The sequence below is a fragment of the Halobaculum marinum genome, from assembly GCF_029338555.1.
Classification (GTDB): Archaea; Halobacteriota; Halobacteria; order Halobacteriales; family Haloferacaceae; genus Halobaculum; species Halobaculum marinum.
Map to the genome: position 1 here is coordinate 1,406,469 of NZ_CP119989.1, position 22,990 is coordinate 1,429,458.

The window sequence follows — 22,990 nt, forward strand, 5'->3', positions numbered from 1 at the left end:
GTCGCACCGAGTGCTACTCCTCGTGGTCGGGCCGCTCCGCGTGGTACTCGGTATCGTACTCGCCGACCTGCCCGTCGAGACGGTCGGGGTTGATCCGGCCGCCCAGCAGCATGAAGTCGAGCACCGTGCAGTACAGCATCGCCTCGACGACCGGCACCGCCCGCGGCGGGAGCACCGGGTCGTGGCGACCGACGACCTGCACCTGCTTCTCCTCGCCCGTCTCCCAGTCGACCGTCGTCTGCTCCTTCGGGATCGAGGTGGGCGCGTGCCACGTCACCTCGCCATAGATCGGTTCGCCAGTGGTGATCCCTCCCTGGAGACCGCCGTGGTCGTTGCCGACGGGCACCGGGTCGCCTTCCTCGCTGACAGTCTCCGGGTGTGACTCGCCGTCGTCGAACTCCCAGTCCTCGTTGCGGTCGATGCCCGCGACCTCGCGGGCGTCGCGACCGAGGCCGAACTCGAACGCCGTCGTCGCCGGAATCGACATCATCGCCTGGCCGAGGCGAGCGGGGAACGCGTCGAACCGGGGAGCGCCGAGGCCGCGGGGGACGCCGCGTGCCTCGAACTCGATGGCGCCGCCGATGGAGTCGCCCGCCTGCTGGTACTCGTCGATCAGGTCGCGCATCCGCTCGGCGGTCTCCGGGTGGGCACAGCGGACTTCGTTCTCTTCGCTGTGTTCGAGCATCTCCTCGAAGGTGACCTCGGGAGCGACGATGTCGCCGATCTGGTTGACGTGCGCTTTGATCTCCACGTCGTACTCGCTCTGGTCGAGCACCGCCTTCGCGATGGCGCCGGCGGCGACCCAGTTCACCGTCTCCCGCGCCGAGGAGCGCCCGCCGCCGCCCCAGTTCCGCGTGCCGAACTTCGCGGAGTAGGTGTAGTCGCCGTGGCTCGGTCGCGGCGCCGTGACGAACGGCTCGTACTTGCCCGAGCGGGCGTCCTTGTTCTGGATCACCATCCCGACCGGCGTGCCGGTGGTGTAGCCGTCCTGGATCCCGGAGTTGATCGTGACCTCGTCCGGTTCGCCGCGACTCGTCGTGATCATCGACTGGCCGGGCTTGCGTCGGTCGAGGTCGCGCTGGATCCGCTCCTCGTCGAGTTCCACGCCCGCCGGCACCCCCGAGACCGTACAGCCCATCGCCTCACCGTGGCTCTCGCCGTACGTCGTCAGCCGGAACAGCCGGCCGAACTCGTTGCCGTTCATTACCCGTGTTCGGTGGTTCGGCGGTATAAAATGCGGCGAAGGTGCGAAGAACCGCCGTCGGCGGCTGGGCGGCGCTCGTGGGTTCGGCTCAGCGCTCGTGGGTTCGGCTCAGCGCTCGTGGGTTCGGCTCAGCGCTCGTGGACGCGCATCCTGATGGGTGTGGTCGGGCGGGTCGTGATACTCGCCTCCAGGTGACCCTCCAGATCCGTCGGCTCGACGACGTCGAACGAGCGCCGCCTGAGCACCGTCGCCAGCACCAGTTTCGCCTCCAGCAGCGCGAAGCGGTCGCCGACACAGCGGCGCGGCCCCGAGGCGAACGGGAAGTACGCCAGCGGGTGGAGGTCTGACTCCATCTCGTCGGTCCACCGCTCGGGGCGGAACTCGTGGGGGTCGTCGTAGTGGGCGGGGTCGCGGTGGACGATCCACTGGCTCAGCGACACCGGCGTCCCCGCGGGCACGCGGTAGCCGCCCAGCACCACGTCCTCGGTCGGCTCGCGGAGGATACCGTGGACTGGCGGTAGGATCCGCATCGATTCCGTGACGACCTTGTCGAGGTACTCCAGGTCGCGGACGGTGTCGAAGCCCGCTGGGTCGTCGCCCAACTCCGCCTCCAGTTCGTCGAGGAGCTTCGTCTCCACCTCGGGGTGGCGCGCGAGCAGGTGGAAGGTGAACGTCAGCGACAGCGCCGTCGTCTCGTGGCCCGCCAACAGCAGCGTCTTCACCTCGTCGCGCACCTGCTCGGCGCCCATCTGCTCCCCCTCCTCGTCGACGGCGGTGAGCAGCGCGGAGACGACGTCGGACTCGGGGTCGACCTCGCCCTCGCGGAGCGCGCGCCGCTTCTCGTCGACCAACTCGTCGACGATCAGGTCGAGCGAGGCGACCGCCTCGTGGAGGCGCTCGCGCCGGGGCGTCGGCACCCACTCCGGCAGGAGGTCCTGCAGGCTCGCGCCCGCCGACACCTCCATCACGGTGTCGAGCGCGCCGCCGATGGCGGGCGTGCGGTCGCGGATGTCGACGCCCATCAGCGCGCGCGCGACGATTTCGAGCGTCAACTCCATCATGTCGCGGTGGACGTTCCGGACCTCCCCGTCGTCCCAGCGGTCGACCGCGCGGTCGGTCGTCTCGACCATCATGTCGGCGTAGCCCGCGATTCGGTCCGGGGTGAACGCCGGCTGGATGAGGTGACGCTGTCGCCGCCAGAACTCCCCCTCGCTGTTGAGCAGGCCGTTGCCCAACACCGGTCGGAGTTGTTGCTGGAACAACTCGCCTTTCACGAACGTCTCGTTCTCCGTGACGAGCACCTGCTGGATTGCGTCCGGGTCAGTCACGAGGAAGATGTCCTGCCCCAGCACGGTGTAGCGGGCGACGCCGCCGTGTTCGGCGGCAACGCGGTCTCGGAAGTCGAAGAAGCTCCGGCTGTTGTCGAGGTACGAGCCCAGGACGGGGAGGCCGTCGGGGCCGGGCGCGGCCTCCGGAGGGAGTGCAGAGCCGTCTGTGTCGCTCATAGCGGGAGATTCGTGTCGGGCGACATAGCCGTTGGTGAACGGTCGGTCGGTTCCGCGCAGTTTCGAGCGACGCCGGGCACGTCGGGGCGACGCGGACCACCTCGCCATGCCGGAGACGCCGCCGAGAGTGTGGCGGGCGATGCGAGATGCTTGAGAAGAGGTCGCGAGTCGCCGTTCAGTACGCAGCGTCCAGCACTGCACGCGCGTCGGACTCGGACAGGTCGTACCCCTCGGGCGCGTACGACAGCAGTGAGTCGGCGGCGGTGACGCGCGCGGCCTCGTCCAGCCCCGCCTCGTCGACGCCGTCGACCGCCGACAGCGACGCCGGGAGGTCCAGCGCGTCGCGCACTCGCTCGACCTCGGTGATAGCCGCCTCGACCGTCTCCACTTCGAACGCGGTCTGCAACAGCGAGAGGTCGACTCCGGCGTCGGCCATCGCGCGGAGCGCGTGCGGCGCGACCGTCGCGTGCGCGAGGCCCTGCTGGATGCCGAAGGCGTCGCGCAGGCCGTGCCCGAACGCGTGGATCACGTTGATCGTCATGTCTCCCGGGCGGGAGATGCCGTACTGTGCGAGCACGATCCCCGCGACGGTCCGGTCCATCGCCGTCTCGTCGTCGGTCATCGCGGGCAGGCCGTCGACCAGCAGGCGCACCGCGCGGGTCGCCGTGGCGTCGGTCACCGCGGTACGCGTGCAAGCGTACAGCGACTCGACCGCCTTGTCGAAGCCGTTCATCGCCGACCCCGCGAGCACGCCCGCGGGCGTCGTCTCGAACAACGCGGGGTCGTACACCAGCGCCTCGGGCATCAACTCTGCGCCGCCGACGCCAGTCGACACCGTCTCAGTTCCGCCCGCGCCGTCGTCGACCTCGGCGGAGATGCCGGCGATGACCGACAGGTCGGCGCCCGCGAGCGTCGTCGGCACGGGGAACAGCGGGGTCAGCCCCGCGGGGTCGTCTGGAGTGGCGATGCCGCCCGTCTCGGCGACCTCCGCGCGAGCGTCGGCGAGCGAGAGCCCCCGCGCACGGAGCACCGAGGCGACTGTCGCCACGTCGAGGCTCGACCCGCCGCCGACGGGGACGAACGCGTCGGCGTCGACGGCGTCGGCGCGCTCGACCGCGCGGGCGGCCTCGCGGAGACGCTTCTCGGGCGTCGTTCCGGCGAACACCTCGACGAGGCGACCGTCGAGGCCGGCCTCGACCGCGTCCATCAGGTCGGCGTTCCCGCCGACGTTCGACCCGCAGACGACGAGCGCGGTGTCGCAGCCGCGGTCGGCCAGCGCGTCGCCGAGGTCGTCGATAGCCCCGCGCCCGTAGTGGATCGCGCCGGGGTCGTAGTCGAACGCGAACGGCGGCGTGTCGAGGTCAGTCATACGTCGGGCGTCGCTCGCCCGGGCGAAAACAACACCGGCGGCGGCACCTCTGCCGGCGGGTGGACCGCCGGCGACGCGACCACCCTACTCGACAGACACGCTCGCACCCAACGCGGCCATCGTGTCGAAGAAGTCGGGGAACGACACGTCGACGTGCTCGGCGCCCGTCACGGTCGTCTCGCCGTCGGCGACGAGGCCGGCGACGGTGAGCGCCATCACGAGGCGGTGGTCGCCGCGTCCGTGGACGGTCGCGCCGGTCAGCGTGGAGTCGCCGCCGTGGACCGTCAGCGAGTCCTGTTCTTCCGTCACCTCGACGCCCATCGCCGTCAGCGACTCCGCCATCGCGGCGACGCGGTCGGTCTCCTTGTAGCGGACGTGCTCGGCGTTGACGATCTGCATCTCGCCGTCGGCGACGGCGCCGAGCACGGCGAGCGTCGGCAGGAGGTCGGGCGTGTCGCCAACGTCGACCTCGACGCCAGAGAGGTCGCCGCCGCGGACGGTGATCTCACCGGCGGCCTCGTCCCACGCGATGTCTGCACCCATGCGGTCGAGCACGTCGACGATGGCGGAGTCGCCCTGCGCGCTCGGGCGGGCGCCCTCGACGACGACGGCCTCGCCCTCCTCGCTCGCGACCGCTCCCGCCGCGAGCAGGTACGACATCGACGAGAAGTCGCCCGGCACCGCGTACTCGTCGGTCGCGTACGTCTGTCCCCCTGGGACGCGGAATCCGGTGTCCGTGCGCTCGGTGTCGACGCCGAAGTCGGCGAGTACCTCGCGGGTAATCTCGACGTACGGCGCAGACTTCAGTTCGGTCTCCAGGTCGACGGTGACCCCATCGTCGGTGACGGCGCCGGCCATCAGGAGTGCCGTGACGAACTGCGAAGAGACGTCGCCGGGGATGGCGACCGCGCCGCCACCCATCGCGTCGCCGACGACGAGCGGCGCCTGCCCGTTGCGTCGCGTCGACTCGGCGCGCCCGTCCAGCGACTCGACGGCGTCGAGGAGCGCACCCTGGGGGCGCGAGCGCAGCGACTCGTCGCCCGTGAGCACGGCCAGCCCCTCGGTCAGTCCCGCGGCGGCGGTGACGAGGCGCATCGTCGTCCCCGAGTTGGCGCAGTCGATAACGTCGTCTGGCGTGCCCGGTCGACCGCCGAAGCCGTCGACTTCGACCGCGCTCGCACCCTCCTCGACGGCCTGTCCGTCGTCGTCGACCCACTCGACGGTGCCACCGAACGCCTCGACGGCCCGCCCGGTCGCCCGCGGGTCCGCGGAGTCGAGCGGGTCGGTGACGACGGTGCCCGCACCGTAGCCGGCGGCGAGGATCGCTCGGTGCGTGTAGCTCTTCGACGGCGGGGCGCGTGCGCGACCGGCGACGCGCGACGGCGAGACGTGTGCGTCCATGCCCGGACCGTGCGCTCGCCGGGGGAAGTGTGTACCGACCGCGACAGCCGTTGCTGGTCGGTGTTGGTACGGATGTGGAGGATGGTCCGTCGCGTCAGTCGGTTCGCGGGTCGAGCGTGAGTACGCCGTCGCTACAGACGGTCACCGTGTAGTCGAGGTACTCGAACGTCACTTCGGCCCACCCGGAGCCCGGCGAGCGACTCGTTCCGACGAGCGCGTTCAGCGCGTCCGGGTCGATGGCGTTCGCCAACGGCTCCATGAGGGCCGGGTCTCGGCCGCTCGCGTCGGCCACCGCGTGGGCGACGTCGACGGATATCTCTCCAGCATCGGGGTCGAACGTGGAATACCGTGACTGCGAATCGGTAGCATCGGCGGCGGTCCGCCCTGACATCGGTCCGGTCGTGGTCTCTCCTGTCCTCATCCCTACCGGGCACAACTCCGGTCGAGGACATTGCTCCGACCCCTGACTATGTAGCGAGTTTTTATCTCCCCTGTCCGGAGTCGACGCCCAACTCCTCCTCGAGGAGGTTGTGCGTCCCCCGGCGGAGTCGCTCCGCGAGCGACTGGCGCGAGATATCGAGCGTGCCGGAGACGTCTTCCAGTGTCGCCGTCCGTGGCGTGTCGTAGTAGCCCGCCGATAGCGCGGCCGTCAGCGCCTCCCGTTGGAGCCCGGTCAACGCCGCCTTCGGCGGTTCGGGGAGGGCCTCCTCGGTGAGCGATTCGAGTCGGAGTTCGATGTCGCGCTCGGCGCAAAAGCGCTGGAAGTCGCCGAGGTTCGCGTGTTCCTCGCTCCTGATGTCGAACGCCCACCGGCCGTCTCGTCCGATCCCCGAGAGGAGCGTCAGCCCCGTCTCGACGAAGCCGGTGACGACGCCCCCCTCCATCAGCTGGTAGGTACACCGGTACAGAAGCGTGTCCTCCAACTCGTCCACCAGCGACACCTCCTCGACGTACCGGGTCCCCGCGAGCGCGTCGGCCACCTCCGTCGCGGTCGCACTGGACACCCAGAAGTACGGGATGGCCTTCTCTGCCGTCGGGATCACGCGTTCGAGTTCGACGACGGCCTCCGGAACGTCGGCGAGTGCGCGACCGAGTTCGAAGTCCTCCTCGTCGATGCTGATCCGAGCGAGCACGGTCATGCCTGTCAGTAGGACACGACCGGGATTGAGGTTGCCGTCGGGTGCCGTCGGCTGGCCACCACATTCCGCTCGTGTGGTGGTCTGCGCCGACCCAGCGTTCGGCCAACCACGGGCCACGCGGCTGTGGCACGGGTCGCGTGCAGTTCCCCGCGACGAAAACGCCTATCCCGGCACTCGCCCCACGGTCGGACATGACGCGCGACCTCTCGGCGCTCGACGACCTGCTCGACGCCGCCGACGCCGACGCCTACTGTATCGAGGCCGGCAGCGCCGACTCGAACCAACTGTACCTCTCGGGGTTCGACGCCCCCGACCCGTTCTTCACCGCCTACACCGGCGACGAACTGGCGGTGCTCGTCTCCGGGCTGGAGTACGGCCGCGCGACCAAGGAGGCCCACGCGGACACCGTCGCCCGCCTCTCGACGTACGACTTCGCGAGTCGCGCCGCGTCGGAGGGACAGGCGGCGGCGCTGTCGGGTGTGTACGCCGACTTCCTCGCCGACCTCGGCGCCGAGTCGGTGCTCGTCCCCGAGCGCTTCCCGGTCGGCGTCGCCGACGGCCTGCGCGACCAGGGGCTCGCGGTCGACGTGGACCACGACGACGTACTGGAGACGGCTCGCGCGGTCAAGACCGACGAGGAGTTGGACGCCGTCCGGCGAGCGACCGAGGCGAACGAGGCCGCGATGGCCGCCGCGGAGGCGCTGATCGCCGAGGCCGACGTGGCCGACGACGGGACGCTCACGATCGTCGACGACGCGACCGGCGAGGAGACGACGCTGACGAGCGAACGCGTCCAAGAAGAGATCGAGGTGACGCTGCTGCGCCACGGCTGTGCGCTCGACGAGACCATCGTTGCCTGCGGCGCCGACGCCGCCGACCCCCACGACCGCGGGAGCGGCCCGCTCCAGGCTGGTGAGACCATCATCATCGACATCTTCCCGCGCGAGAAGGCGAGCAAGTACCACTCCGACATGACGCGCACCTTCTCGAAGGGGGAGCCGAGCGACACCGCAGCCGAGTGGTTCGACCGCACCCACGAGGCGCTCGACGCCGCGCTCGCGGCGGTCGAACCCGGCGCGACGGGCGCGGACGTGCACGCCGCCGCGTGCGAGGTGTACGAGGCCGCCGGTCACCCGACCCTCCGCTCGGACCCCGACACCGAGACGGGATTCATCCACTCGACGGGCCACGGCGTCGGCCTCGACGTGCACGAACTGCCCGGACTCAACCCTCGCGGGGGCGAACTGGAGCCGGGACAGGTGATCACTGTCGAACCGGGCCTGTACGACCCCGAGGTCGGCGGCGTCCGCATCGAGGACATCGTGATCGTCACCGAGGACGGCTACGAGAATCTCACCGGCGACTACCCCGTCGAACTGGTCGTGGAGTGACGGTGTCCGCGACCACCCGCCGACGTGGCTTTGGACGCGCCGCTCGTACCGACGGGCGTGAGCCTCTTCGAGCGCATCGCCGACGCGTTCCGAGAACCGGGCGCCAGAGCCGAGACGGCAGCGGAGGGATCCGTGTCTGACGACCCCGACGCCGACGCCGACCCCGACGGCGACGCCGGGAGCGGAGACGACGAGGCCGACCCCAACGAACTGACCGACGCGGTCGTCGCCGTCTGCCAGCGCGCGCCCGAGGGAATCCGCACGTATACCATCGAGATCACCGCCGAGGGCGGCGAGATCACCGAGGTCGCGCCCGGCCTGCTGGAGGCGCACTTCGAGGTCGTCGACGGCGGCGTCGGCGAGGACGCCGTCACCGTCCGCGCGGTCGACTTCCGTGGCGAGGCGCGCACCGTCGACGCGGAGACGCTGGTCGGCGTCCGACTGGCAGAGCCGGTGCCGCTCGCGGACGTGCAGATGCGCCTCCTGAGCGCCGAGGACCACGACGGCGACACCCTCCCGTCGGAGTGGTTCCGGATCGCCGCCGTGGAGTAGCACCGAGTCGCTCGTTCTCGCGGGTCTCGTCGGGCTCGTCGCCCCGACCGACACGCTTTCGGTCGCCACCCCGATACCGGTTGGCATGAAACTGCTCGTCGTCGGCGCCGGCGAGATGGGCCGGTGGGTCGCACAGACCCTCCGCCCCGTCGCCGAGCGCGTCGCCCTCGCCGACACGAACCCGCAGGCCGCGATGGACGCCGCCGAGGCCGTCGTCGACGGGCGGGTCGTCCCCCGCGACACCGACGAGTCGTTCGACTGCGTCGTCCTCGCGGTCCCCATCCCGGTCGTCGCCGACGCGGTCGCGGGCTACGTCGACAACGTCGTCGACGGGGCCATCGTCGACGTCTCCGGCGTGATGGCCGACCCGCTGGCAGCGATGGCCGAGCACGCCCACGACGAGTACGCCAGCTTCCACCCGCTGTTCGCCCCGCCGCGCGGGCCCGGTCGCATCGCGTACGTCCCCGGCGAGGTCGGTCCCGTCGTCGAACAGGTGTACGAGCGGTTCGCCGACGTCGGCAACGAGGTGTTCGAGACGACCGCCGCCGACCACGACGACGCGATGGCGAAGGTCCAGTCCGGTGCCCACGCCGCCGTCCTGGCGTACGCGCTCGCCGCCGGCGACGTGGACGAGCGCTTCCACACGCCCGTCTCCGAACCGCTGTCGGACCTCGCCCGTACCGTCACGGAGGGGGACGCGCGCGTGTACGCAGACATCCGCGACACGTTCGCGGGAGCCGAGGCCGTCGCCGACGCCGCGCGGGCGTTCGCCGTCGCCGACCGCGAGGAGTTCGACGCGCTGTTCGCCGCCGCGCGCGAGGCCGTCGACGCCGACACCCGCGCGGCCGACGGCGCCGACCCGACCACCGACCCTGCTCCGGAAGCCGACGACGACTGAGGGTCGAGACAGAACCGTTACCCACGCCGACCGAGTAGCGCCGCCCATGACTATCTGGAACGCCGGTCTCGGCGTCGCCACCGCACGCCCCGTCGTTGCGACCGCGGAGGTGGCGCCGTGAGCGTCGACCGCGAGGCACTGCGCGACACGGCGAAGTACCTCCGCAACGCGCGGCCCGTCGACCCCGACGAACTGTACGAGTACCTCCCCGACCAGCCCCACCCGGCGGTCGTGCGCACCGCCCTGCGCGAGGAGGCGTTCGACCTCGCGTTGTTCGAGCGCGAGGACGGCACGTTCGTCCCCGTAGACGAGGAGCCGGTCGACCCGCCGGGATGGGCGCCCGAGGCGCTCCCCGACGAGCACGTCCAGACGGTCGAGGACCTGCTGTTCGATCGCTACGGCCTCGACTGGCACGAGGGGGAGTCGGGCGACGCGCTCCGCGAGACGGTCGACCGGATGAAGGAGGACTACTACCGCGGGCGCCGCGTCGAGTACGACGAGGACGCCGCCCTCGGGTACGCGCTGTACCACCAGCCGGACTTCTACGCCGCCGTCGGCTACGTGCTCGACCGTCTCGCCGACCGCGGCCTGCTCCCCCGTCGCCTCCGCGTGCTCGACGTGGGCGCCGGCACCGGCGGCCCCGCGCTCGGCCTCCACGACTACCTCCCCGACGACGCGCTCGTCGACTACCACGCGCTCGAACCGAGCGCCAACGCCGACGTGCTCGAGGAGGTCCTGGCCGACACCCGGCGCAACTTCCACACGACGGTCCACCGCGAGACCGCCGAGGAGTTCGACACCGAGTCGGTGGGCGAGGTCGACCTCGTGCTGTTCGGGAACGTCCTCTCGGAGCTCCACGACCCGGAGGCGGTCGTCTCCCGGTACCTCGACACGCTCGCCGACGACGGCTCCTGCGTGCTCCTCTCGCCCGCCGACCTCAACACCGCCACCGAGATGCGTCGCGTCGAGCGCGCGCTCACGCCGCCCGGCGGCGACACGAGCGTGTACGCGCCGGACCTCCGCCTGTGGTCCGGTGACGCCCCCAGCGACCGCGGGTGGTCGTTCGAGGAGCGTCCCGACCTCGCCGTCCCCTCGTTCCAGCGGAAACTCGACGACGCGGCCACGCGGGCGTACGACGAGGAGCCGGGCACCTACGTCAACACGGACGTGAAGTTCTCGTGGGCGGTCGTCCGCCCCGACGGCGAGCGCCGCCACCCGGTCGTCGCGAGCGCCGAGCGTCACCACCGGATGGCCGAGTCGGAGGACCACGTCACCGACCGGGTGAACCTCCTGTGCGTGAAACTGTCCGACAACCTCGCCCCGCACGACGACGCGAACCCGCTGTTCAAGGTCGGCGACGGCAGCGAGGACCTGGAGCACTACCTCGTGCTCACTGGCGAGTCCGTCCTCAACCGCGACCTCCGGGAGGCACCGTACGGCGCGATCTTGTCCGTGGAGAACGTGCTCGTCCTCTGGAACGACGACGAGGGCGCGTACAACCTCGTCTGCAACAAGGAGACGGTCGTCGACTTCGTCGCCGCCTGACGAGGCCACGGGGCCACGGGGCGGCGCGAGCGCCGCTCAGGCAGGGCCGTACCGCGCGACGCCGACTCGTGCCGCCGCGACAGCGACCGCGCCGAACACGACCACCGCACCGACCGCGAGGTACGAGACGGGGTCGCCGCTCCCGACCGCCAGTTTCGCGGCGACGTTCGCGGGGTTGACCGGCGACAGCGCGGCCAGCCCGAACAGTCCGAGCACACCCAGCGAGTACACCGTCTGGGCGGCGCGGCGGTCGGGGGCGGTCAGCGCCAGCGCGGCGCCGAGTGCCGTCACGAGCGCCGCGAGTCCGGCGGTCAGCCCCAGCAGCGCGAGCACGCCCGCCATCGTGGAGACCAGGTTCGGGCCGGGTGCGATGGCGGTGCCGTTCGCGGACAGCAATGCGAGCCACAGCGCCGCCTGCACGGGCGCGAGCCCCGCCGCCGCCAGCAGTTTCCCCTCGACGATGTCGGTCATCGTGACCGGGGCCACCCGGAGCAGTTCGAGCGTCCCGCGCTCCAGTTCCTCGGTGAGCGAGTCGACCGTCACCGACCCGGCGATGAACACCGGCAGAAACAGCAGGAGCGGCACGAGCACCGTGTACGTGAACCCGAAGTACGGGGACGCGCCGGCGCCCGGGGGCAGTTCGAGCGTCTCGGCGGTCAGCGACGCCGACCGCTGGTCGCGCTCCAGTCGCTCGAACGCGCGGAGCGCCTCACGGGCCCGCACCACCACCAGCGTCGTGGCGACGTTGCTGTCGGGGACGAGCACCCGCACCTCCAGTCTGCCGTCGGTCGTCGCCGTCGCCAACATGGCGGCGTCCACCTCGCGGTCGTTGAACGCCTCGGCGGCGGCCTCACGTCCCGGGTACAGCCGTCCGTCCATGCCGTCGGTCGACTCCACCGCCCGGAGCAGGTCGTTCGCGTCGTCTCCCGCGACCGCCGTCTCGACCGAGTAGCCCGCGGCCGACCCCGGGTCGTACAACGAGACGAGGCCGACGACGAGGAACGACGAGAACGCCGCCACGAACAGTTGGATGAGCAGCGCGAGCACGATGGTCTTCTCGGCCCGCAGCGACGCCAACTCGCGCTTCGCGATGGTCCAACGCGGGTCGCGACCGGTGCGCTCGTCGGCGGCGACGGTGCCCGGAACCGGGTTCGGCGCGTCGGCGGGGACACCGCCGGTCGCGTGGTCGGCTCCCCCGTCCGTCCGCTGGCCGTCGTCACCCAAGGGCGCTCACCACCGTGAGGTCGTACGCGAAGTGAATCGCCATCGCGACCGCGAGCGTCGCGGCCCACGACCGGACGCCCCTCGTCGCACCGACCGCCGCGACGGCGGCCGTGACGACGTGGAGGACGAGCGGGAGCGCGAGCAATCCCACACCCCCGAGCACGCCGAGGTCGGCGCCGACGCCGGAGGTCGCGAACGCCGCCTCGCCCAGTGGGAGCGACCCGAGGCCGACGATCTGAACGACGGCGGTCGCCTTCTCGGCGACGAAGAAGCCGGCGCCCGACAGCGCGCCAAGTTTCAGCGCCGTCAGTAAGTCCGCCTCGAAGCGCGACTCGTGGAAGCCGGCGAAGATGGCGACGCCCTTCGCGACCTCTTCGACGACGGCGACGACGACGAGCAGGCCGACGATGGCGGCGCCTTGCGGCAGCGCGAACAGGAGCGCGACCGCGAGCAACTCGGCGACGAACACGAACGGGATCGACAGCGCCGCGAGGATCGCCACGTCGCGCGGGCGGTGCAGGCGAACCGCGAGCGCGTCGAGGAACTTCAGCGGCACCGACCGCTGGGTGAACATGTCCTCTTCGCGGTAGACGCCGACGCCCATCGCGAACAGCGTGCCCGCGACGAGGTAGAACGGCCCCGTCGAGAACAGGTACTCGCCGATCGACACGGCCTCGCCCTGCAGGTCGCGCACGACGAGCGTCAGCGGCGAGATGAGCGCCACCGGCGTCACCGTCGCGAAGATGGCGGGGACGAACGCGTACGTCGTCAGCGCGACCGAGACGGTGACGGTGACGAAGGTGAGTTCCTTGAACGAGCGGGCGAACATCGCGCCGACGAACGTCGCCGCGAGGAACACCAGCGCGATGGGGAACACCGCCGCGACCGACAACACGCCCCCGCCCACGCCCAGTGCGATGAGCGTGGTGGCGACGAGCGCGACCGCGGCGTACGGGAGCGTCTTGCCCGCGACGATGTCCGACTGCGACAGCGGCGCGACGAGCAGGAGTTCACCGCGGCGGTTGATCCGCTCGTTCAGAATCGTCGAGCCGTACGCCTGGATGACGAAGTTCATCGGCACGAGGAACGCGAACGCGAGCACGAGCGAGGAGAACGGGAACGGCGGAGATATCTCGGCTGGCGACCCCGTGGGCTGGCCGCCGAACAGCGGCCCCGCGGCGCCACCGAAGTCCGGCACGCTGAGCGCGCCACCGTCGTCGCCGTCGTCACCGCTCCCCGAGCCTGCACCGCCCGCACCGTCGCCGTCGCCGGCGCCGCCGGGCGATCCGTCGTCGTCGTCCGCGCCGTCGGTCCCCGACGCGTCGGTCGCGCCGATCCGTTCGCTGGCGCGCTCGACGTAGCTGAGGGTGACGCCGACCGGGAACGCGGCAGACTGGTTCTCCTCGGCGCGGAGGAGGCGGGCGTTGTGCCCCTCGACGGCCGAGCGGAACGCAGCGAGCGCGGCCTCCCCCTTGCGGGTGTCGGCGACCGAGACGCTCGCCTCGCGGTCGGTCGGGTCGCGGTCGTCGACGTACACGTCCGCGCCGGGCGACCCGACGGGAACCGGCTCCAGCGGCGTCGACTGCGCCACCGGGTCGTGGTACGGGCTGTCCGGGCTGACGGCGACGGCGTAGATGTCCTCGTCGAGCGCGACGCCACCGGCGAGCGCGCCGCCGGCGACGACGCCGAGCGTGAGCAGGAGCGCGACCGCACCCAACACCGCGGTTCTGCGGTCGAGGGTGCCGGTCGCCCGGCTCACCTCCCAGCGCGCCACCCGGAGCAGTTTCCGGGGGGAGAGCCTCACGGCTCCGGGCCCCCGCCGTCGGTCGTCGCCTCCGGGGGCGCCTCCTCGCTGGCGGCGTCGTCAGCGTCGTCAGGGTCGCCTCCGTCGCCTGCGCTCGCGCCGGTCGCGCCGGTCGCGCCAGTCGCGCCGGGGTCGACGCGGCGACTCCCCGGCATCGGCTGCCCGGCCACGTCGAGGAAGATCTCCTCCAGCGTCGACTCCCGCGTGCGGATGTCGACGACCTCGCCGCCGGCCTCGGCTGCCGCCGCGCGCACGTCTTCGACGGCGTCCATCGAGTCGACGACCGTCAGGTGGCGGTCGCCGTCGGGGTCGCTCTCCGCGACGGGAACGGTCGTGAACACGCGGTAGGTCGTCTCCCCGTGTTCGGCCCGAATCTCCTCGACCGTGCCGCGGGCGACGATCCGCCCCTCGTTCATGATGACGACGCGGTCACACACCGACTCGACGTGGTAGAGGTTGTGCGCCGAGAACAGCACGGTCTTGCCCGCGTCGGCGAGCGCGCGCACGTACTCCAGGACGTAGTTCGTCGTGAGCGGGTCCAGCCCCGACGCTGGCTCGTCGTAGATCAGCACGTCGGGGTCGTTGACGAGCGAGCGCGCGATGGCGACCTTCCGCTTCATCCCCTTCGACACGTCGCCGAGGCGGCGGTCGCGGTGCTCCAGTTCCAGGTCGTCGAGCGCGGTCTCGATCCGTTGGTTCGCGGTCTCGCGGGGTACCTCGTACAGGTCGGCGAAGAAGCGGAGGTAGCTCCGCGCTGTCATGTCCTCGTACAGCGGCGACTCCTCTGGGAGGAATCCCAGCGCGGTCCGGGTCTCCGGGTCGCCGGCTGGCGCGCCCGCCACCGCGACCGTACCGGCAGTCGGCTCGATGAGCCCCGCCAGCGTCTTCAGCGTCGTCGTCTTGCCCGCCCCATTCGGGCCGACGACGCCGAATATCTCCCCCGGCTCCACGTCGAAGGTACTCCCGTGCACGGCGACGAAGTCGCCGTACACCTTCCGCAGGCCGTCGACGGTTATCACACCCGCCTCTTCGAGCGCCCCGATATAGGGGCGTCGCCGCGCCTATCGCGGGTGAGAACGGTCGTCGCGTGGCTCGGTCGATCGGCCGACGCCGCTCACTCGTGTGGCCGGTACTCGACGAAGCCGAAGGTGGTGAACTGCTCCGCCTCGGCCCCCGACTCAGCGGCCTCGACGAACGGCGCCGCGTTCCGGCGCGGGTCGCTCGGCGACGCCGTCAGCGCCGTCCGCTCGTCCGGCGCCCAGCCGTCGACCGCGCCGCTCGCCATCGCCCCGCTGTAGGAGTCGATCGTCGTCTGTAGGCTCATACCTGATCTATTCGTCTCATCCGACAAATACGTTTCTACAGACTACTCAAAAGCGAGTAAAGATTTATGAGCTATCTGGTTCGGAGCGATCCGAACGCTGGCCGGTCGGCTCTTGGGGGAGCACAGCGGAGGTGAGACGCCGTCGAGCAGTCGCTAGACGCGCTTGGTCAGTGAGAACTCGTCGTCGCTCGCGGAAGATTACTCGTCGTCGTCGCCGCCGTCGGTCCGCACGTCGGGTTTCTCGTTGCCTCGTTCCCACACTCGGTCCGCGGAGGCTCCGTTCGGCGCTGTGTGACTGATGTCCCGCATCGTTCGTTCTGCCATCGTGACACAGAGCAACACGCCGAACTACTTGAGCGTTCCATGGATCCACCTTAGACACACAATACCATATTAATCAGATTATATGCTTGAAGCACGCGCCGAACGACCGATCAGTTCCGGTGGGTTCCACCGGTTCGAGACTGGACACGTCTCCGACTGCACCGGTCGCCGCTGTCACGGATGTGGCTGCGACGCCACGCGGCAGTAAGGGTATATACGTGATGTGCCGGAAAGCGCGAGTATGAACGCGACGGTCATGGATCTTTTGCACGACAACGCCGCCCACGCTCGGGAGTTCTCGTCTCGCTTCGACGACGTCCAAGCCGGACAACACCCGGAGGCGGTGACGGTGTGCTGTTCGGACTCGCGAGTGCTCCAAGACCACGTCTTCGGCAACGACACCCCCGGACGGCTGTTCACCTGCGGCAACATCGGGAACCGGGTGATCCAGCACACTGACGCCGGCGAAGTCGTCTCCGGCGACGTGTTGTACCCGCTCGTACACACGGCGACCCGCACCGCGGTCGTCGTCGGTCACACCGGCTGTGGCGCCGTCACGGCGACGTACGCCGCGCTCACGGACGGGGTGTCGGAGCCGCCGGGGATCGAACACTGCATCGACCTCCTCGCGCCGCACCTCGAACCGGGCGTCGACCGCCTCCCCGACGACCTCGACGCCGACGGTGCGGTGAACAGGCTCGTCGAGTACAACGTCGACTGGCAGGTGGACGCCCTCCTCGACAGCGACGACGTGCCCGCCGACACCGACGTGGTCGGCGTCGTCTACGACTTCCAGGACGTGTACGACGGCGAGCGCGGCGAGGTGCACGTGGTCAACGTCGACGGCGAGCGCGACCCCGAGACGCTCCGCGAGGCCAACCCAGACGCCGCCGACCGGATCGACCGGCTCTGGACGTACTGAGTCGGCCGTCGTCCAACCCCTTTCCCGCGACCGATTTATCAGCCGCGTCGGCATCTGCGAACGCGTGAACGCGTTTACTCCACCGGACGACGAGACGCTGCTGTCGGGTCGCGTCGACTGGGTCGACGCGGCGGGCGTCGCCCGACTCGTCGCCCACCCGTTGTCGGGGGTCGACACCGAGTACCCGCACGCGACCGGCGCCGTCGACGGTCCCGGAGACGTGCCGCCCCCGAGCGAACAGCACCCCGTGTTCTACGGCTGCTTCGACTGGCACTCGGCGGTCCACAGCCACTGGGCGCTCGTCCGCACACTGCGACTGTTCGACGACCACCCCGAACGCGACCGGATCGTCGCCGGCATCGACGCCCGCCTCACGCTCGAGAACGTCGCCCGCGAGGTGGCGTTCTTCGACGACCACGAGACGTTCGAGCGACCGTACGGCTGGGCGTGGTTGTTCGCGCTCGCGGCGGAGTTGGACCGATGGGACGACGAGCGTGCCGACGAGTGGAGCGCCACCCTCCGACCGCTCGAAACGCGAATCAGGTCGCTGCTCGCCCGTCGCTTCCTCGGGTTCGAGCGGCCGTTCCGCGTCGGCACGCACGGCAACACCGCGTTCGCGCTGAGTCTGGTCCTCGACTACACGCGGACGGTCGGCGACGACGACCTCGCGGCGACGGTGACGGAGACGACGGTCGACTACTACGGCGACGACACGGACGCACCGGTCGGCTACGAGCCGCTCGGGTGGGATTTCATCTCCCCGACGCTGACGGAGGCCGACTTGCTGCGTCGGGTGCTCCCGACGGACGAGTTCGCGTCGTGGTTCGCGGCGTTCCTCCCCGACCTCGGCGCGCTCCCGGACCCGGTGGCCGTCGACGACGGCGAGAGCGGGGTGGCGCTCCACTTGATCGGGCTGAACCTCTCGCGGGCGTGGTGTCTCGCCGGCGTCGCCGACGCGCTCCCCGGTGGCGAGCGAACGGAGACGGTCCGCGCGAGCGCGGTCGACCACGCCCGGCGCGGCCTCGGGGCGGCGTTCACCGACGACTACGCCGGGTCACACTGGCTGTCGTCGTTCGCGCTGTACCTACTCACCCGGAACGAGGGCGGGATCGGGGTCGAGGCGTAACCGACCGACTCACGCCGCCCGGCGCTCGAAGGCGGCGCGGACGGCTTCGCTCGGCGCCAACTCGGCCAGTTCGGCGTGGACGTCGACGTCGGCCAGTTCCTCCGCACCGGCGGGCGTCTTCTGAAGGACGGCGACGTGGTAGAGGTACGAGAGCCGCAGGAGCCACCGGGCGTGGTCGTACTCGTCTTCGGCTCCGATCCGGTAGGTCGTCCACCCTGACTCGACGAGCAGGTGGTGTTCGCCGGTGTGGCCCTCCTCGATCAGGACGTCGCGGAGCGCACGCAGGTACGCGATGTCGAGCATCCCCCAGGCGTGGACGTGGCCGATCTCACGGGGGCCGACTCGGAACTCCGTCCCCCCGAAGCGGTGCTCGCCGACCGCGACGTGCGGCCACGACCCCACCTCGTCGATCAGTCGCTCGACTGTCTCACTCACCGCGACTCGCTCGGATGACATGCCAAGAGAACGTCGTGTGAGCGCATAAGCAGGCGCTCGGATCTGGTTCGGCAGCGACGCTGTGCCCGACTTGTCCACGACGTCGACGCGAGCAGTCGTCGCTCACGGTGTCGTGTCGTCCGCCTCGGAATCGACGGCCGACCCAAGGGGACTGGAACCGAATCAGCGTCCGCCGTTCGGAATCCCCACCGTGACGGGGTGGGAACAGTCGGTCGCCACCCGTACTGAAGAAGCGATGGGTCGCGATGGCGTCACTCGCGTTCGATATTCCGCTCTGGCCCATCGAGACCGACCATCTCTCGACCGGGAGGATCCCGGGGCGAGAGCGTCGCAGCGCCGTACACCGCCACGATGAGCACCGCGAGGACGACCAGCGGGACGGCGCCGGTCACTTCCGCGAGGAGATTCAACCACTGATCGGGAACTCCTCCCGGCGCCAGCGCTTCCGTGTCGGCGGGGTGGAAGATGCCCATCGCGTTGACGCCGGCGTGGAACACGGCGACTGCGAGGACACTGCCGCCCGTACTGTTGTACATCCACGTCCAGAGAATCGATCCGGCCAGGATCGACACCACCCAGAGCAGTTGCTGCGAGAGCGGCCAGCCGCCGTGCGTCGTCGTGGCGTTCAGGAACAACGGGAGATGCCAGCCAGCCCAAGCGACGCCGACCACGAGGCTCGAAACGAGTGCGCTGTATCGGTCCTGAAGCAGCGGCAGCATGAATCCACGCCAGCCGAGGTCCTCTTGCCCGCCGCCCCAGATCGTGCCCCACGCTAACGCGAAGAAGTAGATGCCCACGAACGGGAACGAACCCAGGTCGACTGGGCCACCGAGGGCCACGAACAGGAGACTCCCCGCGGCGAGGATGGCGAGGGGTAATCCGAGTGCGATCGCCCACCATCGGGCACCGATACGCCAGTGGAAGAACTGGCCGATCCACGTGCGGAGGTCGCCGCCGCTGGCATGGATGACGACCGCCGCCCCGATGGGCGGCCCGAACCCGCCGAACCCGATGAGGATCGACTGCGTCCACGACGGCCCCATCCCACTCGCAGCAACGATCGCCTGGATCGTCCACGTGAACGCGTACGTGATCGCGAGGAACGACGCCAGACGGTGACGGTCGATCCACGAACGAACGGCGGGCTGTCGAGTGTGTCGAGCGGATTCAGCCATGCTCGCCCCGCTGAACGCTGCGTGTTCTCCTGCTCCGTTGTGACTGTCCCATCGTCCTCCGAATCGCGTTCACGACGGGGGAAATACTTTGTTAATTTCTTTACATATCGTCAGTCGCGCTACTCAAAAGTTCTTGACCGGTACAGACGGCCCGGTTATTCGGTGGATCCCGAACATGGATCGTCCGACACGTCGACGTGCAACTCGTCGTCGACCCGCACCCGAAGCGACTCGCCGTCGTGGACGATGGTGACCCGAAACTCGTACGGGTCCGTCTCGACGGCGTCGACCTCCCAGTTGTCGACGTACGACGGCAGATCCCACAGCGGGAGCGTCGACGCGTCGATACCCCATCGCCAGTAGAAGGAGATCACCGCGGGATGGTGGAGCAATCGGACTTCGAGCGGGGCGAACAGGCGAAGTCGACACCGCTGACACGTCGCGGCGCAGATGTACGAGTTCGCTCGCTCGCTTTGTTCGATGCTGCGGTCCGTCGTCCCACCGCACGTGGAACAGGTCCCTTCGAGGGCGGTCGCGTACTCCTGGTGAACGCGGCGATTACACGAGTGGAGTGTCTCGATACTCGTTCGCCCCCGCGATTGGGCGGGGGGAAGATCGTACGTCACGATCCGGCCACTACACGACCGACACTCGACGACGAGAAACGGATCTCGGTATTCCGCGGACAGGACCGTCGCGTCACAGTACGGGCAGGTGCCTTCGATCGTGGTCGGTTCGAACGACGGTCGATCCGAATACGTCCCGGAGTGAACGGCTCGAACGACCCGATCGCCGGCCTGAGTCAACGCGTACCCGTTCTCCACGTCGCGAACGAAGATTCCGGTGAGCGTATCCAAGTGGTACGATAGCTGGGAGGTACTGTCGACGTCGACGGCGTCGTATATCTCGGAGAAGGACAGTTCCCGATCACCCGCTTCCGTCGCTTCGGCGAGCACGTGGAGTATTTCGAGGCGCAGTTCGCTGCCGAGCGCACTGAACGCCTCCTCCGGCGTGACCCCGTTATCGCTGCTCATTCATCTGGGTGCCCGGTCGTGGTGGGGTGCCCTAAGCGTTGATAGCACGTGGTGCGGGAATCGGTCGGCCAGTCGACATCTGTGGTGCCCTGTCTCCGACTCACTCGGTGCAGAGAACGACGAGTCCCGGAGCGGCCCTGGCGACCGATTCGAAGCCGCCGGAGTCAGTGACTGTACGGCCAGGAATCGGCGCCGCCTTCGGTTGGTGCCTCTATCTGGCTACAGAGGGAGTTCGCACCGCCGCCACGCCGCGCACTCCGTCGGCTACCTACTCTCCCGCTGGTTCACCGTGTTCAGGTCTCGAACCCACGGTACTGTCGTTGCGTATGTTTCCGCTGTTCCACGTATCTGAGGTGTGAGTGGGGTTAGAGCGCACCCCAGAGAGCGAGCACCCCGAACCCGACGATGACGGCACCCGCCAGTTGGTTCACTCGACGCATGAGTGAGCGAGTGAACCGTGAACGGAAGCGGCTCACACCGGCACTCAGGGCGAGCCACCAGAGCGCCGAGCCGAGGAAGACACCGCCAACTAACACGGCGGCGTCGGCGTAGTCTCCCGACACGCCGACTCCCAATCCCGTGAAGATGCCGACGAAGGCGATGATGGTTACCGGGTTCGTTACCGTCAGCAGGAACGTCGACCCGTAGTCTCTGGCGAGCCCCTGCACGTCCGAGGTGGCCACTGCTGTCTCCGCTGGCTCGGAACGGAACGACCGGACACCGAGATACAACAGGAGGAGTCCGCCTCCGATTCGAATTCCCGTCCGGTAGTCGAGCAGGAGCGACGACAGCACCGTGATCCCGAACCCGGCAATCGACCCGTACACGGCGTCCGCAGACGCGGCTCCGAGTCCACTGACGAACCCCGAGCGTCGGCCCTTAGAGAGCGTTCGCTGGATACACAGAACTCCGATTGGGCCGACCGGGGCCGCAATCGAGAATCCCAGCACGATACCCTGAATCAGGATGCCGATTGTCGTGGTCGTTAATACGCATCACCTCACGGCTACTCGGACGGAGCTCCCGTCTAAATACATTCCGTGGGCGCGGTATGTGCTACCGATTCTCTCGCTGCTCGACCTTGTTCAACTCGATGAGCAGCCGGAAGATGGCCTTCACGAGGTTCGAGTCCACCTCGAAGCGCTCGGCGTTCGCGCCCGCCCGATCCATCACCGCCTGCTCCTGCGTCTCGTCGGTCGTCGGCAGGTCGCGCCGGTCCTTCACGCCGGCGATGGTGTCGGCGACGTACGTCCGTCGCGCGATCAACTCCACCAGATCGCGGTCGATCTCGGCGATCTCCTCGCGCAGTTCGTCCAGGCTCATCCCCTCCAACTCGGTCGCCGTCTCGTCGGTGTCCTCGTAGCTCATGGTGTCGTTGTCGATGTCGTGTTCGTGTCCGTGGCCGTCACAGCACCCGCGCGCCGCGCTTGCGCGTCTCGACCAGTCGCGTCGCGCCGTCGCGGTCGGCCCACTGCTCCTCGACCACCGCCAGGTCCGAACGGTCGCCGACCGCGACGACGCTCGGGCCGGTGCCAGACAGCGAGACGCCGTCGCAGTGTGCCATCGCCGCCACCGCGGGCTCTGCCGAGAAGCCCAGCGCCGCCGAGAAGGCGAGGCCGTTCACCGTCATCGCGCGGGCGTAGTCGCCGTCGAGCGCGAGGTCGGTCGCCAACTCGGCCATCGGCGCGACCTGCTCGCACGCGCTGGCGTCGGCGTCCGCCGAGTAGGCGCGCTCCGGCGGCGTCCACACGAGCGCGTGCTCGGCGAACGGGTCGTCGCGCGCGAGCAGTTCGTCCTCGGTGTTGTCCGTGACGGTGACGCCCCCAAGCATCGAGGCGGAGGCGTCGTCGAACGCCCCGGTGACGGTGACGCCGGCTTCGCGCGCCGCACGGACGCCGACCCGACACGCCTCCGTCTTCGTCACGTCGGCGTCGGGGTCGTTCGCGACCTCCAGGCCGAGCGCCGACAGCGCCGCCACCACCGCCGCGTTGGCCGCGGCGCTGGAACTCTTGAGTCCCGCCGCCGTCGGCACCTCGCTCGTCGTCTCGACGACGCCGCCCTCGTCGGTGCCGTAGCGGTCGACGACGCGCTCGACGCACCGCTCGATCAGCGTCGTGTCGCCGTCCGGGGCGCCCGCGATGGTGCCAGAGACGGTCGCCGCGTCGGGGTCGAGTCGCACCGTCGCGGTCGTCTCGAAGTCCAGCGCGAACGCCGATCCTCGACCCGTCGCTAACGCGTTGACGACGGTGCCGGCTCCGGGCGCGGCGGCGCGTCCCTCCATGAGCGAATCGGCGCGTTCGCCGAGGTTCAAACTGGCGGTCGCGTCAAGCGTGCCGGGACCGCGGTCGCTCCATCCGGTCGTTGCTTTAGTGACAGTCGGATCTGTGGGCGGCTCGGCCCTTCGGACCTCGCCGTTCACGAGACCGCAGGTCTCGTGAGCGCGAAAATCGTGACACGATTTTCGAACGCCGTGTTGTCGCGGCCTCCCTCGCTCCCTCCGGTCGTTGCATCAGTCTCAGTCGGATCTGTGGGCGGCTCGGCCCTTCGGACCTCGCCGCCGTGTTGTCGCGGCCTCGGTCGCTCACTGCGTTCGCTCT

The 22,990-nt window shown here is 69.7% G+C and carries 23 protein-coding genes; 6 read left to right on the forward strand and 17 right to left on the reverse strand.

The window, feature by feature from the left end:
• Positions 1-13: 13 nt before the first annotated feature.
• From aroC to P0R32_RS07285, 6 genes are all read right to left on the reverse strand, one after another.
• On the reverse strand, positions 14-1,204 hold the full coding sequence (gene aroC / locus P0R32_RS07260; RefSeq protein WP_276239286.1) for a chorismate synthase: 1,191 nt from the start codon (positions 1,202-1,204) through the stop codon (positions 14-16).
• Positions 1,205-1,332: 128 nt separating this feature from the next.
• The gene (locus P0R32_RS07265) at positions 1,333-2,709 is read right to left on the reverse strand and encodes a cytochrome P450 (protein ID WP_276239287.1); all 1,377 of its coding nucleotides are present in this window, start codon (positions 2,707-2,709) and stop codon (positions 1,333-1,335) included.
• A 175-nt stretch (positions 2,710-2,884) separates the two neighbouring features.
• Entirely contained in the window at positions 2,885-4,078 is a 1,194-nt protein-coding gene (locus P0R32_RS07270) for an iron-containing alcohol dehydrogenase family protein (RefSeq protein WP_276239288.1), read from the reverse strand.
• A gap of 84 nt (positions 4,079-4,162) precedes the next feature.
• Complete coding sequence (gene aroA / locus P0R32_RS07275; RefSeq protein ID WP_276239289.1) at positions 4,163-5,479, reverse strand: 3-phosphoshikimate 1-carboxyvinyltransferase; 1,317 nt, start codon at positions 5,477-5,479, stop codon at positions 4,163-4,165.
• Between the two features lie 94 nt (positions 5,480-5,573).
• Complete coding sequence (locus P0R32_RS07280; protein WP_276239290.1) at positions 5,574-5,870, reverse strand: HalOD1 output domain-containing protein; 297 nt, start codon at positions 5,868-5,870, stop codon at positions 5,574-5,576.
• Between the two features lie 91 nt (positions 5,871-5,961).
• Positions 5,962-6,618: a helix-turn-helix domain-containing protein gene (locus tag P0R32_RS07285; protein WP_276239291.1), complete on the reverse strand. Its 657-nt coding sequence runs from the start codon at positions 6,616-6,618 to the stop codon at positions 5,962-5,964.
• A gap of 191 nt (positions 6,619-6,809) precedes the next feature.
• Between P0R32_RS07285 and P0R32_RS07290 the strand changes: the two genes are divergently transcribed.
• From P0R32_RS07290 to P0R32_RS07305, 4 genes are all read left to right on the forward strand, one after another.
• Positions 6,810-8,009: a M24 family metallopeptidase gene (locus tag P0R32_RS07290; RefSeq protein ID WP_276239292.1), complete on the forward strand. Its 1,200-nt coding sequence runs from the start codon at positions 6,810-6,812 to the stop codon at positions 8,007-8,009.
• A 57-nt stretch (positions 8,010-8,066) separates the two neighbouring features.
• A complete protein-coding gene (locus P0R32_RS07295; protein WP_276239293.1) occupies positions 8,067-8,561 on the forward strand; it encodes a hypothetical protein in 495 nt (164 codons plus the stop codon).
• An 85-nt stretch (positions 8,562-8,646) separates the two neighbouring features.
• Positions 8,647-9,459 (forward strand): prephenate dehydrogenase/arogenate dehydrogenase family protein, encoded by an 813-nt coding sequence (locus P0R32_RS07300; protein WP_276239294.1) that lies wholly within the window; start codon positions 8,647-8,649, stop codon positions 9,457-9,459.
• A gap of 117 nt (positions 9,460-9,576) precedes the next feature.
• Positions 9,577-11,004 (forward strand): small ribosomal subunit Rsm22 family protein, encoded by a 1,428-nt coding sequence (locus tag P0R32_RS07305; RefSeq protein WP_276239295.1) that lies wholly within the window; start codon positions 9,577-9,579, stop codon positions 11,002-11,004.
• Positions 11,005-11,040: 36 nt separating this feature from the next.
• Here P0R32_RS07305 and P0R32_RS07310 read toward each other — a convergent pair whose 3' ends face one another.
• The 5 genes from P0R32_RS07310 to P0R32_RS07330 all read right to left on the reverse strand — a co-directional run bounded on the left by P0R32_RS07310 (position 11,041) and on the right by P0R32_RS07330 (position 15,680).
• Entirely contained in the window at positions 11,041-12,096 is a 1,056-nt protein-coding gene (locus P0R32_RS07310) for an ABC transporter permease (RefSeq protein ID WP_276239374.1), read from the reverse strand.
• Between the two features lie 124 nt (positions 12,097-12,220).
• The gene (locus tag P0R32_RS07315; RefSeq protein ID WP_276239296.1) at positions 12,221-14,032 is read right to left on the reverse strand and encodes an ABC transporter permease family protein; all 1,812 of its coding nucleotides are present in this window, start codon (positions 14,030-14,032) and stop codon (positions 12,221-12,223) included.
• Entirely contained in the window at positions 14,029-15,051 is a 1,023-nt protein-coding gene (locus tag P0R32_RS07320) for an ABC transporter ATP-binding protein (protein WP_276239297.1), read from the reverse strand. Before P0R32_RS07320 ends, P0R32_RS07315 begins: the two co-directional genes overlap by 4 nt.
• 95 nt (positions 15,052-15,146) lie before the next feature.
• Positions 15,147-15,356: a hypothetical protein gene (locus tag P0R32_RS07325; protein ID WP_276239298.1), complete on the reverse strand. Its 210-nt coding sequence runs from the start codon at positions 15,354-15,356 to the stop codon at positions 15,147-15,149.
• 198 nt (positions 15,357-15,554) lie between these two features.
• On the reverse strand, positions 15,555-15,680 hold the full coding sequence (locus tag P0R32_RS07330) for a DUF7989 family protein (protein WP_276239299.1): 126 nt from the start codon (positions 15,678-15,680) through the stop codon (positions 15,555-15,557).
• Positions 15,681-15,921: 241 nt separating this feature from the next.
• Here P0R32_RS07330 and P0R32_RS07335 point away from each other — a divergent pair, with 241 nt between their 5' ends.
• Positions 15,922-16,602, forward strand: coding sequence for a carbonic anhydrase (locus P0R32_RS07335; protein WP_276239300.1), 681 nt, complete (start codon positions 15,922-15,924; stop codon positions 16,600-16,602).
• Between the two features lie 64 nt (positions 16,603-16,666).
• Positions 16,667-17,728: a DUF2891 domain-containing protein gene (locus P0R32_RS07340; RefSeq protein ID WP_276239301.1), complete on the forward strand. Its 1,062-nt coding sequence runs from the start codon at positions 16,667-16,669 to the stop codon at positions 17,726-17,728.
• 9 nt (positions 17,729-17,737) lie between these two features.
• Here P0R32_RS07340 and P0R32_RS07345 read toward each other — a convergent pair whose 3' ends face one another.
• The 6 genes from P0R32_RS07345 to P0R32_RS07370 all read right to left on the reverse strand — a co-directional run bounded on the left by P0R32_RS07345 (position 17,738) and on the right by P0R32_RS07370 (position 22,674).
• Positions 17,738-18,184 carry a luciferase domain-containing protein gene (locus P0R32_RS07345; RefSeq protein WP_276239302.1) on the reverse strand — a complete coding sequence of 149 codons (447 nt, stop codon included), beginning with the start codon at positions 18,182-18,184 and terminating at the stop codon, positions 17,738-17,740.
• Positions 18,185-18,435: 251 nt separating this feature from the next.
• The gene (locus P0R32_RS07350; RefSeq protein ID WP_276239303.1) at positions 18,436-19,359 is read right to left on the reverse strand and encodes a CPBP family intramembrane glutamic endopeptidase; all 924 of its coding nucleotides are present in this window, start codon (positions 19,357-19,359) and stop codon (positions 18,436-18,438) included.
• Between the two features lie 155 nt (positions 19,360-19,514).
• Positions 19,515-20,393 (reverse strand): winged helix-turn-helix domain-containing protein, encoded by an 879-nt coding sequence (locus P0R32_RS07355; protein ID WP_276239304.1) that lies wholly within the window; start codon positions 20,391-20,393, stop codon positions 19,515-19,517.
• A 365-nt stretch (positions 20,394-20,758) separates the two neighbouring features.
• On the reverse strand, positions 20,759-21,343 hold the full coding sequence (locus P0R32_RS07360; protein WP_276239305.1) for a LysE family translocator: 585 nt from the start codon (positions 21,341-21,343) through the stop codon (positions 20,759-20,761).
• Between the two features lie 106 nt (positions 21,344-21,449).
• Positions 21,450-21,761, reverse strand: coding sequence for a chorismate mutase (locus P0R32_RS07365; protein WP_276239306.1), 312 nt, complete (start codon positions 21,759-21,761; stop codon positions 21,450-21,452).
• A 37-nt stretch (positions 21,762-21,798) separates the two neighbouring features.
• Entirely contained in the window at positions 21,799-22,674 is an 876-nt protein-coding gene (locus tag P0R32_RS07370; RefSeq protein ID WP_276239307.1) for a shikimate kinase, read from the reverse strand.
• Positions 22,675-22,990 lie beyond the last annotated feature (316 nt).